Here is a 16,861-nt window from a genome sequence, read left to right as displayed (position 1 = left end):
CAATCCGTAGAAATCACGTGGTGTAGCTGCGTGTCTCTAGGGGCGAAGCAGGCTTTTTGTGTTTTCTTGGTAATTTGGGAAAAGGGGAGATGGAGATGAACCAAAAGAAAAAGATGGTGCTGGTCGGTAACGGGATGGCGGGAATCCGCACGGTGGAGCATGTGCTGAAGCTGGCTCCGGAGGCGTACGAGATTACGGTCTTCGGTGCAGAGCCGTATCCGAACTACAATCGGATTATGCTGTCTTCGGTGTTGGCTGGCGGGGCAGACATGAAGGAGATTGTAATTAACGATTTGGCCTGGTACGAGGAAAATCACATCAACCTCCATCTGGGCGATGAGGTTGTTCGGCTCGATACCGATAAGCGCAAGGTCGTATCGGCCTCCGGGGTAGAAGCAGAATACGACGCATTGATTTTGGCCACGGGCTCCAATCCATTTATCTTACCGATTCCCGGGGCACGCAAGGATGGTGTCATCGGGTTCCGCAATATCAAGGACTGCGAGCTGATGATGGAGGCCTCCCGCAAACATAAAAAAGCTGCGGTGATCGGCGGAGGTCTCTTAGGCCTGGAAGCGGCCCGCGGGTTGCTTAATCTCGGCATGGACGTCACCGTCGTGCATATCCATCCTTACTTGATGGAGCGTCAGCTCGACGAGCCGGCATCGCGGATGCTGCAACATGAGCTGGAAGCGCAAGGCATGAAGTTCCTCATGCAAAAGCAAACAGCCAGCATTTACGGCGGACGGCGGGCCGAGGGGCTGGAATTTGCAGACGGAAGCCGGTTGGAAGCGGACCTCGTTGTGATGGCCGTCGGCATCAAACCAAACATTGAATTGGCAAAAGAGGCAGGCCTTAATGTGGCGCGAGGCATTATCGTCAACGATTATCTTGAAACCAGCGCACCGGGGGTTTATGCCGTTGGGGAATGCGCTGAGCATCGCGGCATCGCCTACGGGCTGGTGGCCCCGCTCTATGAGCAAGGCAGTGTATTGGCCAAGCGGCTGGCTGGTGTCGAAACCGCCGCGTACGAAGGATCCGTCACTTCGACGAAGCTGAAGGTGTCGGGAGTAGATGTTTTTTCTGCGGGATATTTCAATGATGCGCCAGGCACGCGCTCGCTGCGCATTCAAGACGAACTGGAGGGCACGTACCGTAAAATCGTCCTGCAAGACGATCGGCTCATCGGCGCGGTACTGTTCGGCGACACAACGGACGGCCCATCGTTATTTGCCAAGATCAAAAGCGGAGAATCCGTAGCCGGGAAAGAGAAGGAGCTGCTGCTTGGGTTTACTCCGGGTCAAGCCGGGGCAGGGGCCTCGTCCCCGAATGCCCGGTTGGCCGCAATGGCGGACGACGAAATCATCTGCGGCTGTAACGGCGTCACCAAAGGCACCATCGTCGAAGCGGTGAAGGGCGGCTGCTCCAGCGTCGGCGAGATCAAAGCGTGCACGAAGGCGTCCGGCTCCTGCGGCGGCTGCAAACCGCTGGTCGAGGGACTGCTGCATCTATATGCAGAAGGCGATGTCAAAGCGGTGAAGGAAGGCATCTGCGGCTGTACCCCTCTGGGCCGCGACGAGATCGTCGCCAGCATCAAGGAGATGGGGCTCAAGAGTGTGCGCGAGGTGATGAACGTGCTGGAATGGCGCGAGCCGGAGGGCTGCTCGAAGTGCCGCCCGGCGTTGAACTACTACCTGGGGATGCTGTGGCCGGCTGAGTATGTGGATGAGAAAGAATCCCGCTTCGCCAACGAACGTTACCATGCCAACATTCAAAAGGACGGAACGTTCTCTGTGGTGCCTCGGATTTACGGCGGTGTAACCTCACCGGCTGAACTCAAGCGAATTGCGGCGGTTGCCGAGAAATACCAAGTGCCGATGGTGAAGTTCACCGGCGGACAGCGGCTTGACCTGCTGGGCGTAAAGAAGGAAGATTTGCCGAAAATGTGGGAGGAGCTCGATATGCCGTCCGGTCATGCGTACGGCAAGGCGCTGCGGACGGTGAAGACCTGCGTCGGCTCCACGTTCTGCCGGTTCGGGACCCAAGATTCCATTAGCATGGGCATTCAGCTGGAAAAAACGTTTGAACGCCTGAACACCCCCGGCAAGGTTAAACTGGCGGTATCGGGTTGCCCGCGGAACTGCGCCGAAGCCACGATTAAGGACCTTGGCGTTGTGGCTATCGACGGCGGTTGGGAGATCTATGTGGGCGGTAACGGCGGTGTGAAGGTTCGGGCGGCAGATTCGCTCTGCGTAGTGAAGACCGAAGATGAAGTGGTCGAATGGACCGCAGCGTTCTTGCAGCATTACCGTGAGCAAGCCAGCTGGAACGAACGGACAGCGCAGTGGGTTGAGCGGGTAGGATTGGACGCCATCAAGGCAGTGTTGGAGCAAGCCGATGAACGGAAAGCACTGGCTGAGCGGATTCAGGACACCTTAAGCCGGACGACAGACCCGTGGAAAGAAATTATTGAAAACCAGGAGCTGCGTAAAAACTTCGAACCGCTGCGAGACGTACAACTGCAAAATTCTTGATCTTTTTTGGGGGGCAGATACCATGATAACTAAAATTCAAGTGGCACGGTTGGACGACATTGATCGGCTTGGTTCACGTACGGTGTTTGTTGAGGGGAAGGAGGTTGCGATTTTCCGCCTCAGCGACGGCAGTGTTCACGCCATTGAAAACCGCTGTCCGCACAAAGGCGGCAAGTTGTCAGAAGGGATGGTGTGCGGTGCAGCCGTGCACTGTCCCCTGCACGATTGGAAGATCAATCTGCGGAGCGGACGTGTCCAAGAGCCCGACCATGGGGAGGTCACGGTCTATGAGATCGAAGTGGATGAAGCGACCGGAGCTATATATATTTCACTGTAGCGTATAGGGCGTATAGAGCGTATAGAGAATCGCAGTGCGAATAAAGGAGTGGACGAACCATGGATTACGTCAAACCAGGAGAAGTACTAGGGAGCATGATTGAGACCGGGAAAAATAAAGCCAACCTCAGCATTCTGCAGTTGCTGGTCAAAGGATTTTTGGGCGGAGCGATCCTGGCGTTCGCCACCACCTTGGCGTTTACCGCGACGCAACAGACCTCGCTGGGGATCGTGGGGGCGGTGATTTTCCCGGTTGGCTTTGTGATGATCGTCCTGTTGGGCCTGGAGCTTGTCACTGGCAGCTTCGCCTTGATCCCGCTGGCTGTGATGGAACGGCAGGCTTCGCCGGGGCGGATGTTGTCCAGCTTTGGATGGGTGATCCTCGGGCATCTCATCGGCTGTGCTGTGTATGCTGTTCTCTATGGGCTGACGATTACGAAAATGGGCACGGACCTGTCCCACCCGCTTGTGCAGATGTTGATCCAGACGAGCGAAGCGAAGACGCTGGCTTACAAGCAGATGGGCGGCAGCGGTCTCGCGCTGGTCACCATCAAGGCTGTTCTGTGTAACTGGATGGTTACGCTGGGCGTGGTGATGGCGATGACCTCGAAGTCGACGGCAGGCAAAATCGCAGCGATGTGGTTGCCGATCCTGATCTTTTTTGCACAAGGGTTCGAGCATGCGGTCGTGAATATGTTCGTCATCCCGGCTGGCATGATGCTGGGAGCGGACGTCAGTATGGCCGACTGGTGGCTGTGGAACCAAATTCCTGTCTTGATCGGCAACTTCCTGGGCGGCGTCGTGTTCACCGGTTTGATGCTGTATGTGGCGCAAAAAGGCAGCTTGCGGCGCGGAGTAGCCGCGCAGGTTGCAGGAACGGAAATGGCTGAGCCGGATGGCCGCGCGTTGTCCGTGGCAGGGGAACGCCTATGAAGCACCCCGGGATGGTAAGTATTATCGGAGCGGGACCCGGCGACCCCGAGTTGATCACGGTCAAGGCGATGAACCGGCTGCGGGAAGCCGAGGTCGTGTTGTACGACCGCCTCGTCAGTGAAGAGCTGCTGGCATACGCCGGGCCGTTCGCGGAGCTGGTGTACGTCGGCAAGGCGCCGGGACGCCACGCGATGCCGCAGGAGGAAATCGAGCGCTGGCTGATCCGCTACGCCATGGACGGGAAGCGGGTCGTGCGCCTGAAGGGCGGCGACCCGTTCGTCTTCGGGCGCGGCGGGGAGGAGGCGCTGGCGCTGGCCGCTGCGGGAATCCCCTATGAGGTGATTCCCGGCATCACATCAGCGCTGGGCGCGGCGGCTTCCGCCGGCGTGCCTTTGACGCATCGCGGGGCGGCCGCCTCGTTCGCCTGTGTGACCGGCAACCGCTGCCACGGCGATCAGACGCCGATCCGCTGGGACCTGTTGGCGCATAGCGTCGACACGCTGGCGATCTACATGGGCGTCAGCCAAATCGGCGCCATCCGCGAGGAGTTGCTCCGCCATGGCAAGTCGGCTTCAACGCCGGTGGCGTTGATCGAACGCGGTACGACCTGCCGGCAGCGCACGTTCACTTGTACCTTGGACGACATGCACAAGCTGGCCGCCGCCGTGAAGCTGAGCAATCCGGCGCTGATCGTCGTCGGCGAGGTGGTGCGCGTCCGCGAGCAGCTGCAGTTGTTTGAGCATCAGGCGGAGGTGTACTACGGGTCGTGAAGCGAGGGAGGTCATGGGTGGTTGCTAACTTACTACCGCCCCACTATCCCTTGCTTATAGACTAACTGCAAAAGTGCAGTTCATTTTGAGGAAAATCGGCTTTTCTGCGAGATTAAGTGTAAAAATGCAGTTGAGTAAGCGGGTTTTGAAGAAAAATGGGCCCTAGGCGGTTAAATGAACTGTACTTTTGCATTTCATCCACCGATACAAGGTACATTCGACAAGATTCGCCTGCACTTTTACATTTCGTTATACATCCGAACAGAAAAAAGGCCAAAAAGACCGCCTCATTCGTGAGGTTCCTTTTGGCCTTTTGCCTTATTCCAACGCAGCTCTGCTTAACGTCAGCAGCTCGCTGACCGTCACCAGCCGGTATCCGGCGGCCGTTAGTTCGGCGGCCAGGATGCGCACGGCTTCCACGGTTTGGGAACGGTCGTCGAAGCCGTCGTGGAATAGCAGGATGCTGCCCGGGCGGACCTGCTCCCGCGTCTTCTCCACAATGTGCGCCACGCCGGGCATCTCCCAGTCCATCGCCGCGCCATTCACCGCCCCAATCGCGGGATAGCCGAATTCACCGGAGGTGATGGTGGCCACCTCCTCGGAGGTGGCGAGGTAAGGCGGGCGGAAGACCTTCGGTTTCGCGCCGGTGACCTGCTCGATCAAATCCTCCGTCAGCTGTAGTTCCCGGCGGCATTCCTCCGGGGGAAGATCCGGCAAGTGCGGGTGCGTGTACGTATGGTTACCGATCTCATGGCCTTGCTCGTGCACAGCCTTGGCGGTTTCCGGGCTTTTCTCCATCTGTGTGCCGATCATAAAGAACGTTGCTTTGCCCTGTACCTCCCTTAGAATCTCCAAAACCTGCGGGGTGTACAGCGGATTGGGGCCATCGTCGAACGTGAAGGCAACCGCTTTATCCTGGATAGGCAGCTCGTTAATCACTTGAAAATCAGCCATTTTCTAACGCATCTCCTTCTTTATCGAAGTCCCGCGTACGACTACCGCGACCTTTTAAACCCCTGAGTAAGCCATAAAACCGCCATCGACGGGAATCACCGTACCGGTCACAAAGCCAGACGTCTCCGCATCAGCCAGCCACAATAGCGTACCCAGCAAATCCTCCGGCACGCCAAAGCGGCGCATCGGGGTATGGGTGATAATTTTGTTCGAGCGCTCCGTTAACGATCCGTCCGGGTTCGTCAGTAAGCTGCGATTCTGCTCAGTCAGGAAAAATCCCGGGGCAATCGAGTTCACGCGAATCCCGGACTCCGCCAGATGCACGGCCAGCCACTGCGTCAGGTTGTTGATCGCCGCTTTGGCCGCACTGTAGGCAGGAACCTTCGTCATCGGGCTGTACGAGCTCATGGAGGAGATGTTGATAATCGTCGCGCCGGGACGCCCAATCATTTCTTTAGCGAAAATTTGCGTCGGGATCAACGTCCCCATGAAGTTTAAATCCAGGACGCCGCGTACGCCGGAAATGCTGAGGTCAAAAAAGCTGGTGACCTCCGGATTCGCGACATCTTCCGGCCGAAAAATCTCGTTGGTTGTATTGGCGCTGGCATTGTTGCCGCCGGCTCCGTTGACGAGGATGTCGCACGGGCCAAACTGCTCTCGTACTGCGGCCTCCGCTGCCTTGACGCTCTCGGCATCCGTCACGTCGCAGGCAAATGCCGCAGCCACACCGCCATCGGTGCGAATCTGATCCACTACGGCTTCGGCCTTGGCGAGCGTGCGGTTCAAGATCGCCACTTTCGCCCCCTGACGCCCTAGTTCACGGGCCATTGCCCGGCACAGCACCCCGGCGCCGCCGGTAATGACGGCTGTTTTGCCGACCAATGCAGGATGTACTGGCAAGTTGCTCATCGGTTGCTTCACTCCTTTTTCATCATATATAAAGGAAGATTCTGGGTTAGTTTAGCTGACCGGCCTGCTTGGCATAGGCGTCCCATAAGCCCCACAGATACATGATGCCAAGCGCTCGGTCGTACAGGCCGTATCCCGGACGGCATTCTTCGCCCCAGATGTGGCGGCCATGGTCGGGACGGGCATACCCCGTGAAACCGGTGTCATAATACGCTTTCACAATACCGGCGATATCGACGGTGCCGTCTTGAGTCCGGTGTGACGTTTCCATGAAATCGCCGTTATCAAACACGCGCACATTGCGGATATGGGCAAACGGAATCCGGTCATGGAATTCATGGATCATTGCGATGATATCATTGTCCGGATTCGCCCCCAGCGAGCCGCTGCACAACGTAATACCATTGGATGGACTGTCGACGAGCTTCAGGAAGCGGCGCAGATTGTCCTGATTCGTGATGATGCGCGGCAGCCCAAAGATCGACCACGGCGGATCGTCCGGATGAATGGCCATTTTGATTCCGTGCTGCTCGGCCACCGGAACGATTTCCTTCAGGAAATACTCTAGGTTCCGCCACAGATCTTCTTCCGTAACACCCCGATACGCCTCAAACAGGGAGGTTAGATGCTCCAGCCGCTCCGGTTCCCAACCGGGCATCGTTAGCGCGCTGTTCTGGTTGATCACCTTCACCAGCTCAAACGGATCGATATTGTGGATGCGGGCTTTCTCATAAAATAACGCCGTCGAACCATCCGCCCCCGCTTTATGTAAATCCGTCCGCAGCCAGTCAAAGATCGGCATGAAATTGTAGCAGATCACCTTAACGCCGACTTTGGCGACTTTCTCAATCGTACGCTTGTAGTTTTCGATATACTGGTCGCGCGATGGCAGACCCAGCTTGATATCCTCATGCACGTTGACGCTTTCCACCACATCGAGGTGAAACCCATAGCGGTCAGCTTGCCGCTTCACCTCTTCGATTTTGTCCATCGGCCATTCTTCTCCGGCAGGCACGTCATGCAGCGACCATACGAGACCCTCGACTCCGGGGATTTGCTTGATCTGATCCAGCGTGACCGTGTCATTGCCTTCGCCGAACCAACGAAATGTCATACGCATACTTTACCTTCACCGCCTATCTGGTTATTTGGGGGAGAGCTGGATGTTAGCTTTGCTTAAAATAGTCCGGATACCGCTCCTGCAACACCGGTAAATTGGAGATGCTGAGCTGCAAATGCTCCATCATCAGCAGGTCGGCCCGATGGGCGTCGCGGGCAACAATCGCCTCATACATGTCTTGGTGCTGCTCGTAGAGATTCTCCCAATGCGGATCGGTTGTCAGCCAAAGCACTCGCGTCCGATTGAGGTGGGCGTTCATCTGCTGGATGACGTCCCAGGTACCCAGCTTGCGGCAGCCCGCAAATAGAATGCGGTGGAACTCCTCGTCCAGCGCAAACATCGCGTGATTGTCGTGCCGACGGATGCTGTCCTGCTGACGGGCCAAGTTGTCGGCCAGCTCGGTCAACAACGCTTCCGGGAACTGTTCGCAGGCGAGCCGGATCACGGCACGCTCCAACTGCTCCCGCATAAACCGCGCTTCCTCCACGAGCTCGGGGTCGATTAGCGATACCCGCGTGCCGCGCTGCGGCAGGACCACCACCAGCCCTTCCTGCGCCAGCCGTACGAAGCTCTCCCGCACCGGGGTGCGGCTCACCTGAAAGGCTAACGACATCTCTTTTTCAGACAGTGTAGTCCCCGGAGGCAGCTCCAGCGTGACGATCTGTTCCTTCAGCTTGGCATATACGGCGTTACCCGCCGAACCCGTCTGTGTCAGCCATTTGTCGCTCATCCATTCACCTCCTTTGGGCCGGAGCCCTGCTCTAGCATTTGTTCTCGTTCCATCTTGCCTAATGTCCATTCTCTGCTTTGGTGCTCTTCCCAGATCCATTTAACTGCCATACTTGTATGGTAGTATGGAACTTGCTGGTTAGCAAGAGGCAAAATTGATTTACCCGCATATTTTCTACCGTATAAATTTGCAAACTTCAAAAATACAACAATTGCGCGGTTGAGGTAGGAATACCCCTGAATCCCAATTTAATAGGATAGAAGTACCTATCGATGAAAGTGGGTGGTGGAACATCCTTGACGAGCGAAGTTCTTCGATCCTTGCCCTGGTTCAACAGACCCCAGGCTACCTCTCAGTGCAAGAATTGATGGATGTCTTCCATGTCTCCAAGCGGACGATTTACTACGACATGGACAAAATCAATCACTGGCTTCGCCAAGGCGGGCTGGCTCCCGTGCAATATGTACGAGGCCGAGGCTTCTTGCTCCCCGAAGCATCGAGATCCCAGCTTCCGAGCATGGCCCAATCCGTACAGCCGCAGCAATACTATCTATCCAGCGGTGAGCGAAAGGCCTTGCTTTGCCTGAGACTCGTCAACCGGAGTACCCCCCTGTTCTTGCATGATATGGAGGCTTTGCTTCAGGTTAGCTGGGGAACCGCCCATGCGGAGCTCAAGCGTCTGAAGAAAGAGCTGGAAGATTATGCGCTAAGCATCCAGTTCGACCGGAAACAGGGCTATTTTATTCAAGGGAATGAGAAAGACATTCGGGCGATCTTGTCTCGCTTCTTGTTCGAGCAGCTGTCGTATGCTGACTGGAATCCTTCGTCTCCTGCCTTTGACGGCCTCATTCACACGGATTTATTCCGGCGCCACTTCCCAGCGTTCCGGGAGGAGGAGCTGGCCTCCGTATACCGGATCATCGTCTCCACCGAGCAGCGGATTGGCATGGAATGGACAGATGAGACGATTCTGCATTTGACCCTGCGCATTTGGTTGTCCGCCAACCGCATGAAGCAAGGGCGAACGGTACAGCTGGAGGAAGAAGAGAAGGCGGCCTTACGCGAAACGCTCCAGTTCAAGGCGGCGACGCAAATCGCTGATGAGCTTGGGGAACGGTTTGACCTTCGCGTACCGGAAGACGAGATCGGGTACTTGGCGATTTATTTGCTGGCGGCCAAAGTGAATCGAGTCGAGGTGGAATCCGACACTTGGGAGACGAAGCGACTGCGTGCAGCGACAGAGGAGGTTATTGACCTGTTCGCTAAGAACGGCTGCGTCTATTTTCAGAACCGGGAGGCTTTGGTTAAGCAGTTGTTCCTTCACGTCAAATCGATGTTTTATCGCATCAAATATGGACTCACCATCGATAATCCGCTGACGGACAAAATCCTAGAAGAGTACCGGGAAGTGTACGAGCTGACTCAAAAGTCCGCTTCCCCGCTGGAGCGGTTATTCGAGAAGCCGTTAGGCCGTCATGAGATCGCCTATCTGACGATGCATTTTGGGGGCTGGCTCAAAAGGGAGCAAGCGAAAACGGAGCATCGGAAACGAGCTGCTGTCGTTTGTGTAAACGGAGTTTCGGCTTCAAGGCTGCTTAAAAATCAGCTGGAGCAACTCTTCCCCTCCCTGGATTTAGTGGCAGTGCTGTCCCTGCGAGAATTCGAGAAATTCACGGATCCCGTCGACCTGATCTTCTCTACGGTTCCCTTGTCGGGTTGTCAGGTTCCGGTGTTTATCTTGAACGCGGTAATGAGCGACGCCGAGAAGACGCATTTGCTAAGTCGGGTGAACCCTTATCTGGGGGTGGCTGAGGGCAGCTCTGCCTTTCCTGCGGCGCAGGAAATTGTGGATTTGGTGAGCCAACACGTCGCCATTCCCGATCGAGAGGCGCTGCTAAGGGATATCCAGCGGTATCTGTCATCAACTAAAGTCCAGCCGACTAAATCGAAGGAGAATAAGCCAACACTTGCTGATCTGTTAAATCCTTCACGCATTACGATTCGGGAACAGGCCTTGGGATGGCGTGAAGCAATCCGGCTTGCAGCCCAGCCGTTGCTGCAGGAAGGAACTATAACTGACGGTTACGTACAAGCGATGATCGCTTACATCGATCGATACGGGCCCTACATAATTGCCACGCCGGGGGTTGCGATCGCGCATGCCAGGCCCGAGGACGGGGCGGTTCGGGCCTCCATATCCTTGCTAGTTATTCGAGATGGAGTTCCCTTCAGTGATCAGCCGAATCACCTCGTCAATCTGCTATTCGTCGTGGTTGGCATCGATGGACAGTTCCACTTAAGGGCGCTCACCCAGTTGGCGAATCTCTTGATGGAAGAGAGGAACCGTTACGTTCTGGGGAGCACGGACGACAAAGCCGAAATGATGCATTTATTCCAACATTATTCTGATGCTTGACGGATATTTAAGGAGGATTATCGATGCGTTTTCTGGATACAAGTCTGATCTCGCTGGATGTTGAAGCGAAGGACGCGCAGGAGGCGATTCGCGCTGCCGGGCAGTTATTAGTTGAGATCGGGGCGGCTGAGGACAGCTACGTGGAAGCGATGCTGACGGCTTTTCAAGAACAGGGGCCCTATATCGTGGTCGCTCCGCACATTGCAATCCCTCATGCCAAAGCGGAATCCGGTGTTCATGAAGCCTCGGTTTCCTTCATCCGGCTGAAGCAGCCCGTGGCCTTTGGACATCCCGAGAATGATCCCGTCGAGCTCGTGTTCGCCCTAGGCTCCTCGTCAAGCTCGGAGCATATCGATCTGTTACGCAGATTAACCACTTTACTCAATGAACCCACGAATATTGAGGCGTTGAAAGCAGCGAGAACCCCTGAGGATATCGAGGGATTGATCCAATCCTCAAATATCGAGCAGGGAGAATAACCAACACAGGAGGAATCTCCATGAAGATCATCTGCGTTTGCGGTTTAGGACAAGGAACCAGCTTGATTTTACGCATGAATGTGGAAACGGTGCTAAGGGAGATGGGGATCCAGGCTGAGGTGGATCATATGGATGTCTCTTCGGCCTCAAGTATGCCGGCAGATTATATTATTACGAACAATGAGCTGGCTCGAAGCCTGCCTGACCATTCGGCACAAATCATCATTGTCAACAATTACTTTGACTTAGAGGAGATTCGGCAAAACCTGAAAGAAGCTATGTAAAAAGAAGGAGGAAGGGACAATGGATGTTTTATTCTGGATATCCAACAACATCTTTGGGACACCGGCAATTCTTCTTGGCTTCATCGTTTTATTGGGTTTACTGCTGCAAAAGAAATCGACCAGTCAAGTGATCAGCGGCACATTTAAGGCGGTGATTGGGTTCCTCATCATCTCCGCCGGTTCCGGCGTCATCGTTGGGGCATTGAACGTATTCGAGCCCATGTGGAAAGAAGTGTTCGGGCTGGAGTCGGAAAGCCTGTCGAACTTCCTTGGTCAGGAGACCTTTAATGCGCAGTTTGGCGGCTCCGTGACGATGGCGATGCTGCTTGGTTTTCTGATTAACGTGCTGTTGGCTCGGTTCACGAAGTTCAAGTACATTTACTTGACCGGACACATGATGTTCTGGACGTCCACCATTTTTACCGGAATCGTGATTCATACGGCCGGAGATTCGGTTCCACGGTGGGGGCTGATTCTGTTCATCGCGATCATCCTGGGGGTTTACTGGACCTTCCAGCCCGCACTGACTCAGCCATTCATGCGCAAAATTACGGGGAATGACAATATCGCACTGGGGCATACGTCGGCAGCAGCCGGTCTGCTCGGGGCGCTCTTAGGGAAATGGTTAGGGAACAAAGAGAATGATACTGAAAAAATCAAGGTGCCGAAGGGGCTGGAGTTTCTTCGCGATTCTAACGTCATTACGGCGTTGTGCATGGGCTTGTTGTTCTTCGTAGGCGCGGTTGTGCTCATGCTCAAAGGAACGCCGGAAGCGCAGAACTTGGTGGCCCAGTCCGGAGATCAAAACTTCATTATTTATTCGATCGTTCAATCGCTGACCTTTGCAGGCGGGATTGCCATCGTCCTGCTTGGGGTCCGGATGTTTATCGGGGAGCTCGTTCCGGCATTTAACGGGATTGCGACCAAGCTCGTCCCGGGTGCAAAACCGGCGCTCGATTGCCCGGTGGTTTATCCATATGCACCCAATGCAGTGATTCTCGGTTTCCTTGGCGCCTTCGTCGGGGCGTTAATCTGGCTGGTTGTGCTGGGGAACACGGTGGCGTACATTTTCGTCCCAACGATGATCGTGTTGTTCTTCCACGGGGCGACGGCCGGGGTATTCGGGAACTCCACCGGCGGGGTCAGAGGGGCATTGTTGGGTGGTTTCATCACCGCAACGATCGTGGCTTGGGGCCAATTCATCATGGTTCGTTATCTGATTTCCACGACGGTGCCGGACACAGCCATGTGGGCAGCCGATACGGATATGTTCATCCTCGGACCGATCATTCGCTTGCTGTCGCAGCTCCTGTTCTAAGGATGTGATCCATCGGAAGGTTACAAATCAGCTTGGGGGGACGCCGAGATGAGCTTCATACGTACGCTGGACGGGGATATCCCCAAAGATCAGCTAGGGTTTACTTATTCGCATGAACATCTCGTCTGTCGGCCTGCCTACTGGTCGGAGCGCGGGGAAGACGATTTGCTGCTGGATGATCCGGAGAAATCCAAACGTGACGTGTTTGATTTTAAGCGGCATGGCGGGGAGGCGATCGTCGACGCAACGGCGATTGATTACGGTCGAGATGTGCAGGCGGTAGTTGACATCATGAAGGAAACCGGGGTGCGCGTTATTGGGACCGCCGGGTTTAACAAGAGCTTCCTTTGGGATGCCCAGATCAAGGATGAACTGAAGCCGATCATCGGCAATTACGACACGTATTACGAATGGATTGAAGCGAAGAGCATCAACGAATTAGCCGAATTCGTGATTCGCGAGGTTGAGGAAGGCTTAGAAGGTACACCCTTCAAAGCAGGCCAGGTGAAATTCGGGACGGGGTATAAACGGATTACGCCGCTGGAGGAGAAAACGCTGCGGGCGGTTGCCAGGGCCCATCACGAAACCAAGGCTCCGATCCACTCCCATACCGAGGTTGGGACGATGGGCTTGGAACAACTTGAGCTGCTTCGCAGCGAGCGGGTTGATCTTCACTTTGTCAGCCTGGGTCACATGGATCGCAATCCAGATCCTTATTATCATGAGCAAATTGCCAAGACCGGGGCTTATCTCTCCTTCGACGGCATCGGCAAGATCAAGTACGGCCCGGAGAGCACCCGAATCGGGCTGATCCTCGAGCTCGTCCGCAAAGGCTACGCCAATCAGATCCTCATCAGCGGAGATACCGCCCGGAAATCGTATTACAAGCATTACGATTATGGGTTGGGACTGGAGTACATTATTGCTAAATGGGTTCCACGGTTTGTGGCCGAAGCGGAACAGGCGGGATTTGACGGGCAGCAGCTGGTGCATCAATTTTTTGTGGAAAATCCGGCGAACTGCTTTAGCTTCAAGCGATGAGGGGGCGTGGTGATTGATCTTTCAATACGAAAATGCCTGTGACATTGCGGAAAAAATCAAGCGCATGCCCTGCGCAATCCTGCCGATCGGTGCGGTGGAGGCCCATGGCCCCCACCTGCCGCTTGGCACGGATAACCTGCTGGCCGAGCGGTTGGCGCTCCGGTTGGCTGAACGGACGGAAAGCTTGGTGCTCCCCACGTTACCGTACGGCCAAGTGTGGAGCCTGCAGAACTTCCCTGGCAGCATTAACGTCTCCAATGAGGCGCTGATCCGGATGCTGTACGACATCGGGGAGAGTTTATACCGACAAGGCCTGCGAATCTATGTCATGCTGAACGGACATCTCGGTAACGCCGTAGCGCTGAAGGAGGCTGCGCGCCTGCTTTATAAGGACATTCCCGAATTGAAGGTCTACTATTTCTTCTATCCGGGAACGAAACAGGTGATTGAGCAGGTGAGGGAAACGCCGGCGTCCCACGCATCCTACTTCCATGCCTGTGAGCTGGAGACCTCCTACATGCTCTATTTGGCGGGAGAGTATGTCGATATGGATAAAGCCGTAACGGATATTCCTCACATTGGGCTGGAAGCGGATTGCACGCCAACGCCCTGGGAGGAATTTACGTCCACCGCGGTTCTCGGCGATGCGAAGCTCGCGACCAAAGAAAAGGGCGAACAGATCATCGAAGCCGCCTTGAATGCGATGGCCGCTATGATTGAAGGGGCTAAGCAACGTTTGCCAAACGGGAAGGAGACGTGATCTATGATGCTGCATGAGTATGTGGAGCAGATCCGTCGCAGCCTCGACCAGATCGAGGAACGGGAAGCAGAGCGCATTAGACAGGCGGCTCGGAAGACGGCGGAAACGATCATGCAGGGAGGCGTGATCCACTTGTTTGGATGCGGACACTCCCACATTCTCACCGAGGAAGTGTTCTATCGCGCGGGAGGACTGGCACCGATTCATCCCATTTTGGTCGAACCGTTGATGCTGCATGAAGGTGCCGTTCGCTCCTCAGAGCTGGAACGGCAGAACGGGCTGGCTGCGTCGTTTATGCACAATCAGGACATTCGTCCGGGAGAGGTGATGATCGTGTTATCGACCTCCGGCAGGAACCCGGTGCCGGTGGATGTCGTCCAAATCGCGAAGGCGAAGGGGGCTTACACGATTGGCATCACCTCGCTCCAGTATTCGCAGAGCCAGCCGTCTCGGCATGTGAGCGGGAAACATTTATATGATGCCGTCGACTTGGTGATTGATAATCATGCGGTGAAGGGAGATGCGGTGCTGACCTATCCGGGAGTGCCGGTACCGTTCGCACCGACGTCAACGGTGATCGGAGCTGTTATTCTGAACGGTATCTTTGCCGAGGCGATCGTGATGATGACCGATCAGGGTTATGAGCCTCCTGTATTCTTAAGTGGAAATATCGACGGGGCGGATGAGCGAAACAGGCAATTGATCGCTCGATACCGCGATCGGATCTCTTTATTGTCCTAATTGAACCGCACAGTGAAGGTTGGCATGATCCGGCCTTGGCTGTGCGGATTTTTGTCGTGATGGATTGATTTGGATAAATAGAAGCGCGAAATGCACATGGAAATGTACTGGGGACCGTGTTACCTTAACGTTGAAATCACGATAAGACCAGCTGTACTCGAGAAGGAGGCGAAGGAATGAAGGAGCATCAAGGGGCTTACTACACAGGAACGTACCGGAACCTGCTGGCTGAATACGGTTACGGGGAAGAGGCGATTCAGCGCCGATTGGATGAGACATGGAAGCAGTTATTTGAAGGAGACGAAGAGGCGCGTATTTATTACCCTTCCGGCGAAGATATGGGCTATATGCTGGATACCGGCAACCTGGACGTACGAACGGAGGGGATGTCCTACGGGATGATGATGGCCGTTCAATACGACCGCCAGGATGTGTTCGATCGGATCTGGAAATGGACAGTAACCTATATGTATATGACCGAAGGGGATAACGCCGGGTACTTCGCCTGGTCCTGTGCACCGGACGGCAAGCGTCTATCCAATGGGCCGGCGCCGGATGGCGAGGAGTATTTTGCGCTGGCGCTGCTGTTTGCGTCCCATCGCTGGGGCGATCGGGAAGCGCCGTTCAATTACGGCACCCAGGCTCGGGATTTACTGCGCACCTGCCTCCACAAGGGGGAGGACGGAACAGGTTATCCGATGTGGAATCCGGACAACAAGCTGATCAAGTTTGTTCCAAACTGTGAGTTTACTGATCCTTCCTATCATCTTCCTCATTTCTATGAGCTGTTTGCGCTGTGGGCCTACCCGGAGGATCGAGCGTTCTGGAAGGAAGCGGCTGAGGCGAGTCGGCAATATCTGCACCTGGCTTGCCACCCGGTTACCGGCCTTGCTCCGGAGTATGCATATTATGATGGAACGCCAAATAACGAACGGGGGTACGGCCACTTCTTCAGCGATGCGTATCGAGTCGCGGCGAATCTTGGCCTCGATTGGGAATGGTTTGCCGCCGATCCTTGGCAACGGGAGGCGGTGGGCAAGATTCAGGCGTTTTTCGCTGATAAAGAGCCGGAGGACTACCGCCGCTACACGATCTCGGGCGAGCCATTTGAGGAACCGGCTTTGCATCCGGTTGGGTTGTTGGCAACCAACGCGATGGCCTCACTGGCGGCCGACGGCCCCCAAGCTAAGGCCTGCGTTGATTTGTTCTGGAACACTCCCGTCCGCACCGGAAAGCGCCGCTACTACGACAACTGCCTCTATTTGTTTGCGCTGTTGGCGTTGAGCGGGAACTACCGGATATGGATGCCGAGGGGTGAGGCGTAAGGCTGAATCGGGAGCGGCAGCTGGAAGGGTTGAGGGCCGTTGATCTAACGGACTCCAGTGCTCTTAGTTCCGTTGATTCGTGGGGAATCGAGTTCTAACGGACTGAGAAGACGTTATTTGGGCTAATCGTTGCCTAGTACCATAGCGAAATGGCAAATAAGGGCTGGAGTGTCCGTTAAACCGGGAAATCGTCGGGAAATCGTGGATTAAC

Annotated in this window: 16 protein-coding genes; 12 read left to right on the top strand and 4 right to left on the bottom strand. The window is 55.3% G+C overall.

Going from position 1 to position 16,861, the window contains the following annotated elements:
- Positions 1-95 precede the first annotated feature (95 nt).
- The 4 genes from nirB to cobA are packed head-to-tail and all read left to right on the top strand — an operon-like array spanning position 96 to position 4,573.
- Positions 96-2,534, top strand: coding sequence for a nitrite reductase large subunit NirB (nirB, locus tag M891_RS0122385; protein ID WP_028540339.1), 2,439 nt, complete (start codon positions 96-98; stop codon positions 2,532-2,534).
- A gap of 22 nt (positions 2,535-2,556) precedes the next feature.
- Entirely contained in the window at positions 2,557-2,871 is a 315-nt protein-coding gene (gene nirD / locus M891_RS0122380) for a nitrite reductase small subunit NirD (RefSeq protein ID WP_174844452.1), read from the top strand.
- Positions 2,872-2,930: 59 nt separating this feature from the next.
- Positions 2,931-3,803 carry a formate/nitrite transporter family protein gene (locus tag M891_RS0122375; RefSeq protein WP_028540337.1) on the top strand — a complete coding sequence of 291 codons (873 nt, stop codon included), beginning with the start codon at positions 2,931-2,933 and terminating at the stop codon, positions 3,801-3,803.
- Positions 3,800-4,573 carry a uroporphyrinogen-III C-methyltransferase gene (gene cobA, locus M891_RS0122370; RefSeq protein ID WP_028540336.1) on the top strand — a complete coding sequence of 258 codons (774 nt, stop codon included), beginning with the start codon at positions 3,800-3,802 and terminating at the stop codon, positions 4,571-4,573. Before M891_RS0122375 ends, cobA begins: the two co-directional genes overlap by 4 nt.
- A 318-nt stretch (positions 4,574-4,891) precedes the next feature.
- Here cobA and M891_RS0122365 read toward each other — a convergent pair whose 3' ends face one another.
- The 4 genes from M891_RS0122365 to M891_RS0122350 are packed head-to-tail and all read right to left on the bottom strand — an operon-like array spanning position 4,892 to position 8,286.
- A complete protein-coding gene (locus tag M891_RS0122365) occupies positions 4,892-5,527 on the bottom strand; it encodes a polysaccharide deacetylase family protein (protein ID WP_028540335.1) in 636 nt (211 codons plus the stop codon).
- Between the two features lie 54 nt (positions 5,528-5,581).
- Positions 5,582-6,436 carry an SDR family oxidoreductase gene (locus M891_RS0122360; protein ID WP_028540334.1) on the bottom strand — a complete coding sequence of 285 codons (855 nt, stop codon included), beginning with the start codon at positions 6,434-6,436 and terminating at the stop codon, positions 5,582-5,584.
- 46 nt (positions 6,437-6,482) lie between these two features.
- The gene (uxuA, locus tag M891_RS0122355; RefSeq protein WP_009223587.1) at positions 6,483-7,556 is read right to left on the bottom strand and encodes a mannonate dehydratase; all 1,074 of its coding nucleotides are present in this window, start codon (positions 7,554-7,556) and stop codon (positions 6,483-6,485) included.
- A 46-nt stretch (positions 7,557-7,602) separates the two neighbouring features.
- On the bottom strand, positions 7,603-8,286 hold the full coding sequence (locus M891_RS0122350) for a GntR family transcriptional regulator (protein ID WP_028540333.1): 684 nt from the start codon (positions 8,284-8,286) through the stop codon (positions 7,603-7,605).
- A gap of 256 nt (positions 8,287-8,542) precedes the next feature.
- Between M891_RS0122350 and M891_RS0122340 the strand changes: the two genes are divergently transcribed.
- From M891_RS0122340 to M891_RS0122305, 8 genes are all read left to right on the top strand, one after another.
- Positions 8,543-10,702, top strand: a complete 2,160-nt coding sequence (locus M891_RS0122340) for a BglG family transcription antiterminator (protein WP_332258865.1) — start codon at positions 8,543-8,545, stop codon at positions 10,700-10,702.
- Positions 10,703-10,725: 23 nt separating this feature from the next.
- Positions 10,726-11,181, top strand: coding sequence for a PTS sugar transporter subunit IIA (locus M891_RS0122335; protein WP_028540330.1), 456 nt, complete (start codon positions 10,726-10,728; stop codon positions 11,179-11,181).
- 20 nt (positions 11,182-11,201) lie between these two features.
- Positions 11,202-11,465, top strand: coding sequence for a PTS sugar transporter subunit IIB (locus tag M891_RS0122330; RefSeq protein WP_009223591.1), 264 nt, complete (start codon positions 11,202-11,204; stop codon positions 11,463-11,465).
- Positions 11,466-11,484: 19 nt separating this feature from the next.
- Positions 11,485-12,783: a PTS ascorbate transporter subunit IIC gene (locus tag M891_RS0122325; RefSeq protein ID WP_028540329.1), complete on the top strand. Its 1,299-nt coding sequence runs from the start codon at positions 11,485-11,487 to the stop codon at positions 12,781-12,783.
- Between the two features lie 48 nt (positions 12,784-12,831).
- Entirely contained in the window at positions 12,832-13,824 is a 993-nt protein-coding gene (locus M891_RS0122320; RefSeq protein ID WP_028540328.1) for a phosphotriesterase family protein, read from the top strand.
- 13 nt (positions 13,825-13,837) lie between these two features.
- Entirely contained in the window at positions 13,838-14,584 is a 747-nt protein-coding gene (locus M891_RS0122315; protein ID WP_028540327.1) for a creatininase family protein, read from the top strand.
- Between the two features lie 6 nt (positions 14,585-14,590).
- A complete protein-coding gene (locus M891_RS0122310; RefSeq protein WP_028540326.1) occupies positions 14,591-15,325 on the top strand; it encodes an SIS domain-containing protein in 735 nt (244 codons plus the stop codon).
- A gap of 176 nt (positions 15,326-15,501) precedes the next feature.
- Positions 15,502-16,650, top strand: coding sequence for a glycosyl hydrolase family 8 (locus M891_RS0122305; RefSeq protein ID WP_028540325.1), 1,149 nt, complete (start codon positions 15,502-15,504; stop codon positions 16,648-16,650).
- Positions 16,651-16,861 lie beyond the last annotated feature (211 nt).

The organism is Paenibacillus sp. J14 (assembly GCF_000518465.1).
In the GTDB taxonomy this organism is placed as follows: domain Bacteria; phylum Bacillota; class Bacilli; order Paenibacillales; family Paenibacillaceae; genus Fontibacillus; species Fontibacillus barengoltzii.
This window is presented reverse-complemented; position numbering and strand designations above follow the sequence as displayed.

Coding starts and splice junctions, on each gene's coding strand:
- nirB (WP_028540339.1), top strand. CDS start 96: ATGAACCAAAAGAAAAAGATGGTGCTGGTCGGTAACGGGATGGCGGGA.
- nirD (WP_174844452.1), top strand. CDS start 2,557: ATGATAACTAAAATTCAAGTGGCACGGTTGGACGACATTGATCGGCTT.
- M891_RS0122375 (WP_028540337.1), top strand. CDS start 2,931: ATGGATTACGTCAAACCAGGAGAAGTACTAGGGAGCATGATTGAGACC.
- cobA (WP_028540336.1), top strand. CDS start 3,800: ATGAAGCACCCCGGGATGGTAAGTATTATCGGAGCGGGACCCGGCGAC.
- M891_RS0122365 (WP_028540335.1), bottom strand. CDS start 5,527: ATGGCTGATTTTCAAGTGATTAACGAGCTGCCTATCCAGGATAAAGCG.
- M891_RS0122360 (WP_028540334.1), bottom strand. CDS start 6,436: ATGAGCAACTTGCCAGTACATCCTGCATTGGTCGGCAAAACAGCCGTC.
- uxuA (WP_009223587.1), bottom strand. CDS start 7,556: ATGCGTATGACATTTCGTTGGTTCGGCGAAGGCAATGACACGGTCACG.
- M891_RS0122350 (WP_028540333.1), bottom strand. CDS start 8,286: ATGAGCGACAAATGGCTGACACAGACGGGTTCGGCGGGTAACGCCGTA.
- M891_RS0122335 (WP_028540330.1), top strand. CDS start 10,726: ATGCGTTTTCTGGATACAAGTCTGATCTCGCTGGATGTTGAAGCGAAG.
- M891_RS0122330 (WP_009223591.1), top strand. CDS start 11,202: ATGAAGATCATCTGCGTTTGCGGTTTAGGACAAGGAACCAGCTTGATT.
- M891_RS0122325 (WP_028540329.1), top strand. CDS start 11,485: ATGGATGTTTTATTCTGGATATCCAACAACATCTTTGGGACACCGGCA.
- M891_RS0122320 (WP_028540328.1), top strand. CDS start 12,832: ATGAGCTTCATACGTACGCTGGACGGGGATATCCCCAAAGATCAGCTA.
- M891_RS0122310 (WP_028540326.1), top strand. CDS start 14,591: ATGCTGCATGAGTATGTGGAGCAGATCCGTCGCAGCCTCGACCAGATC.
- M891_RS0122305 (WP_028540325.1), top strand. CDS start 15,502: ATGAAGGAGCATCAAGGGGCTTACTACACAGGAACGTACCGGAACCTG.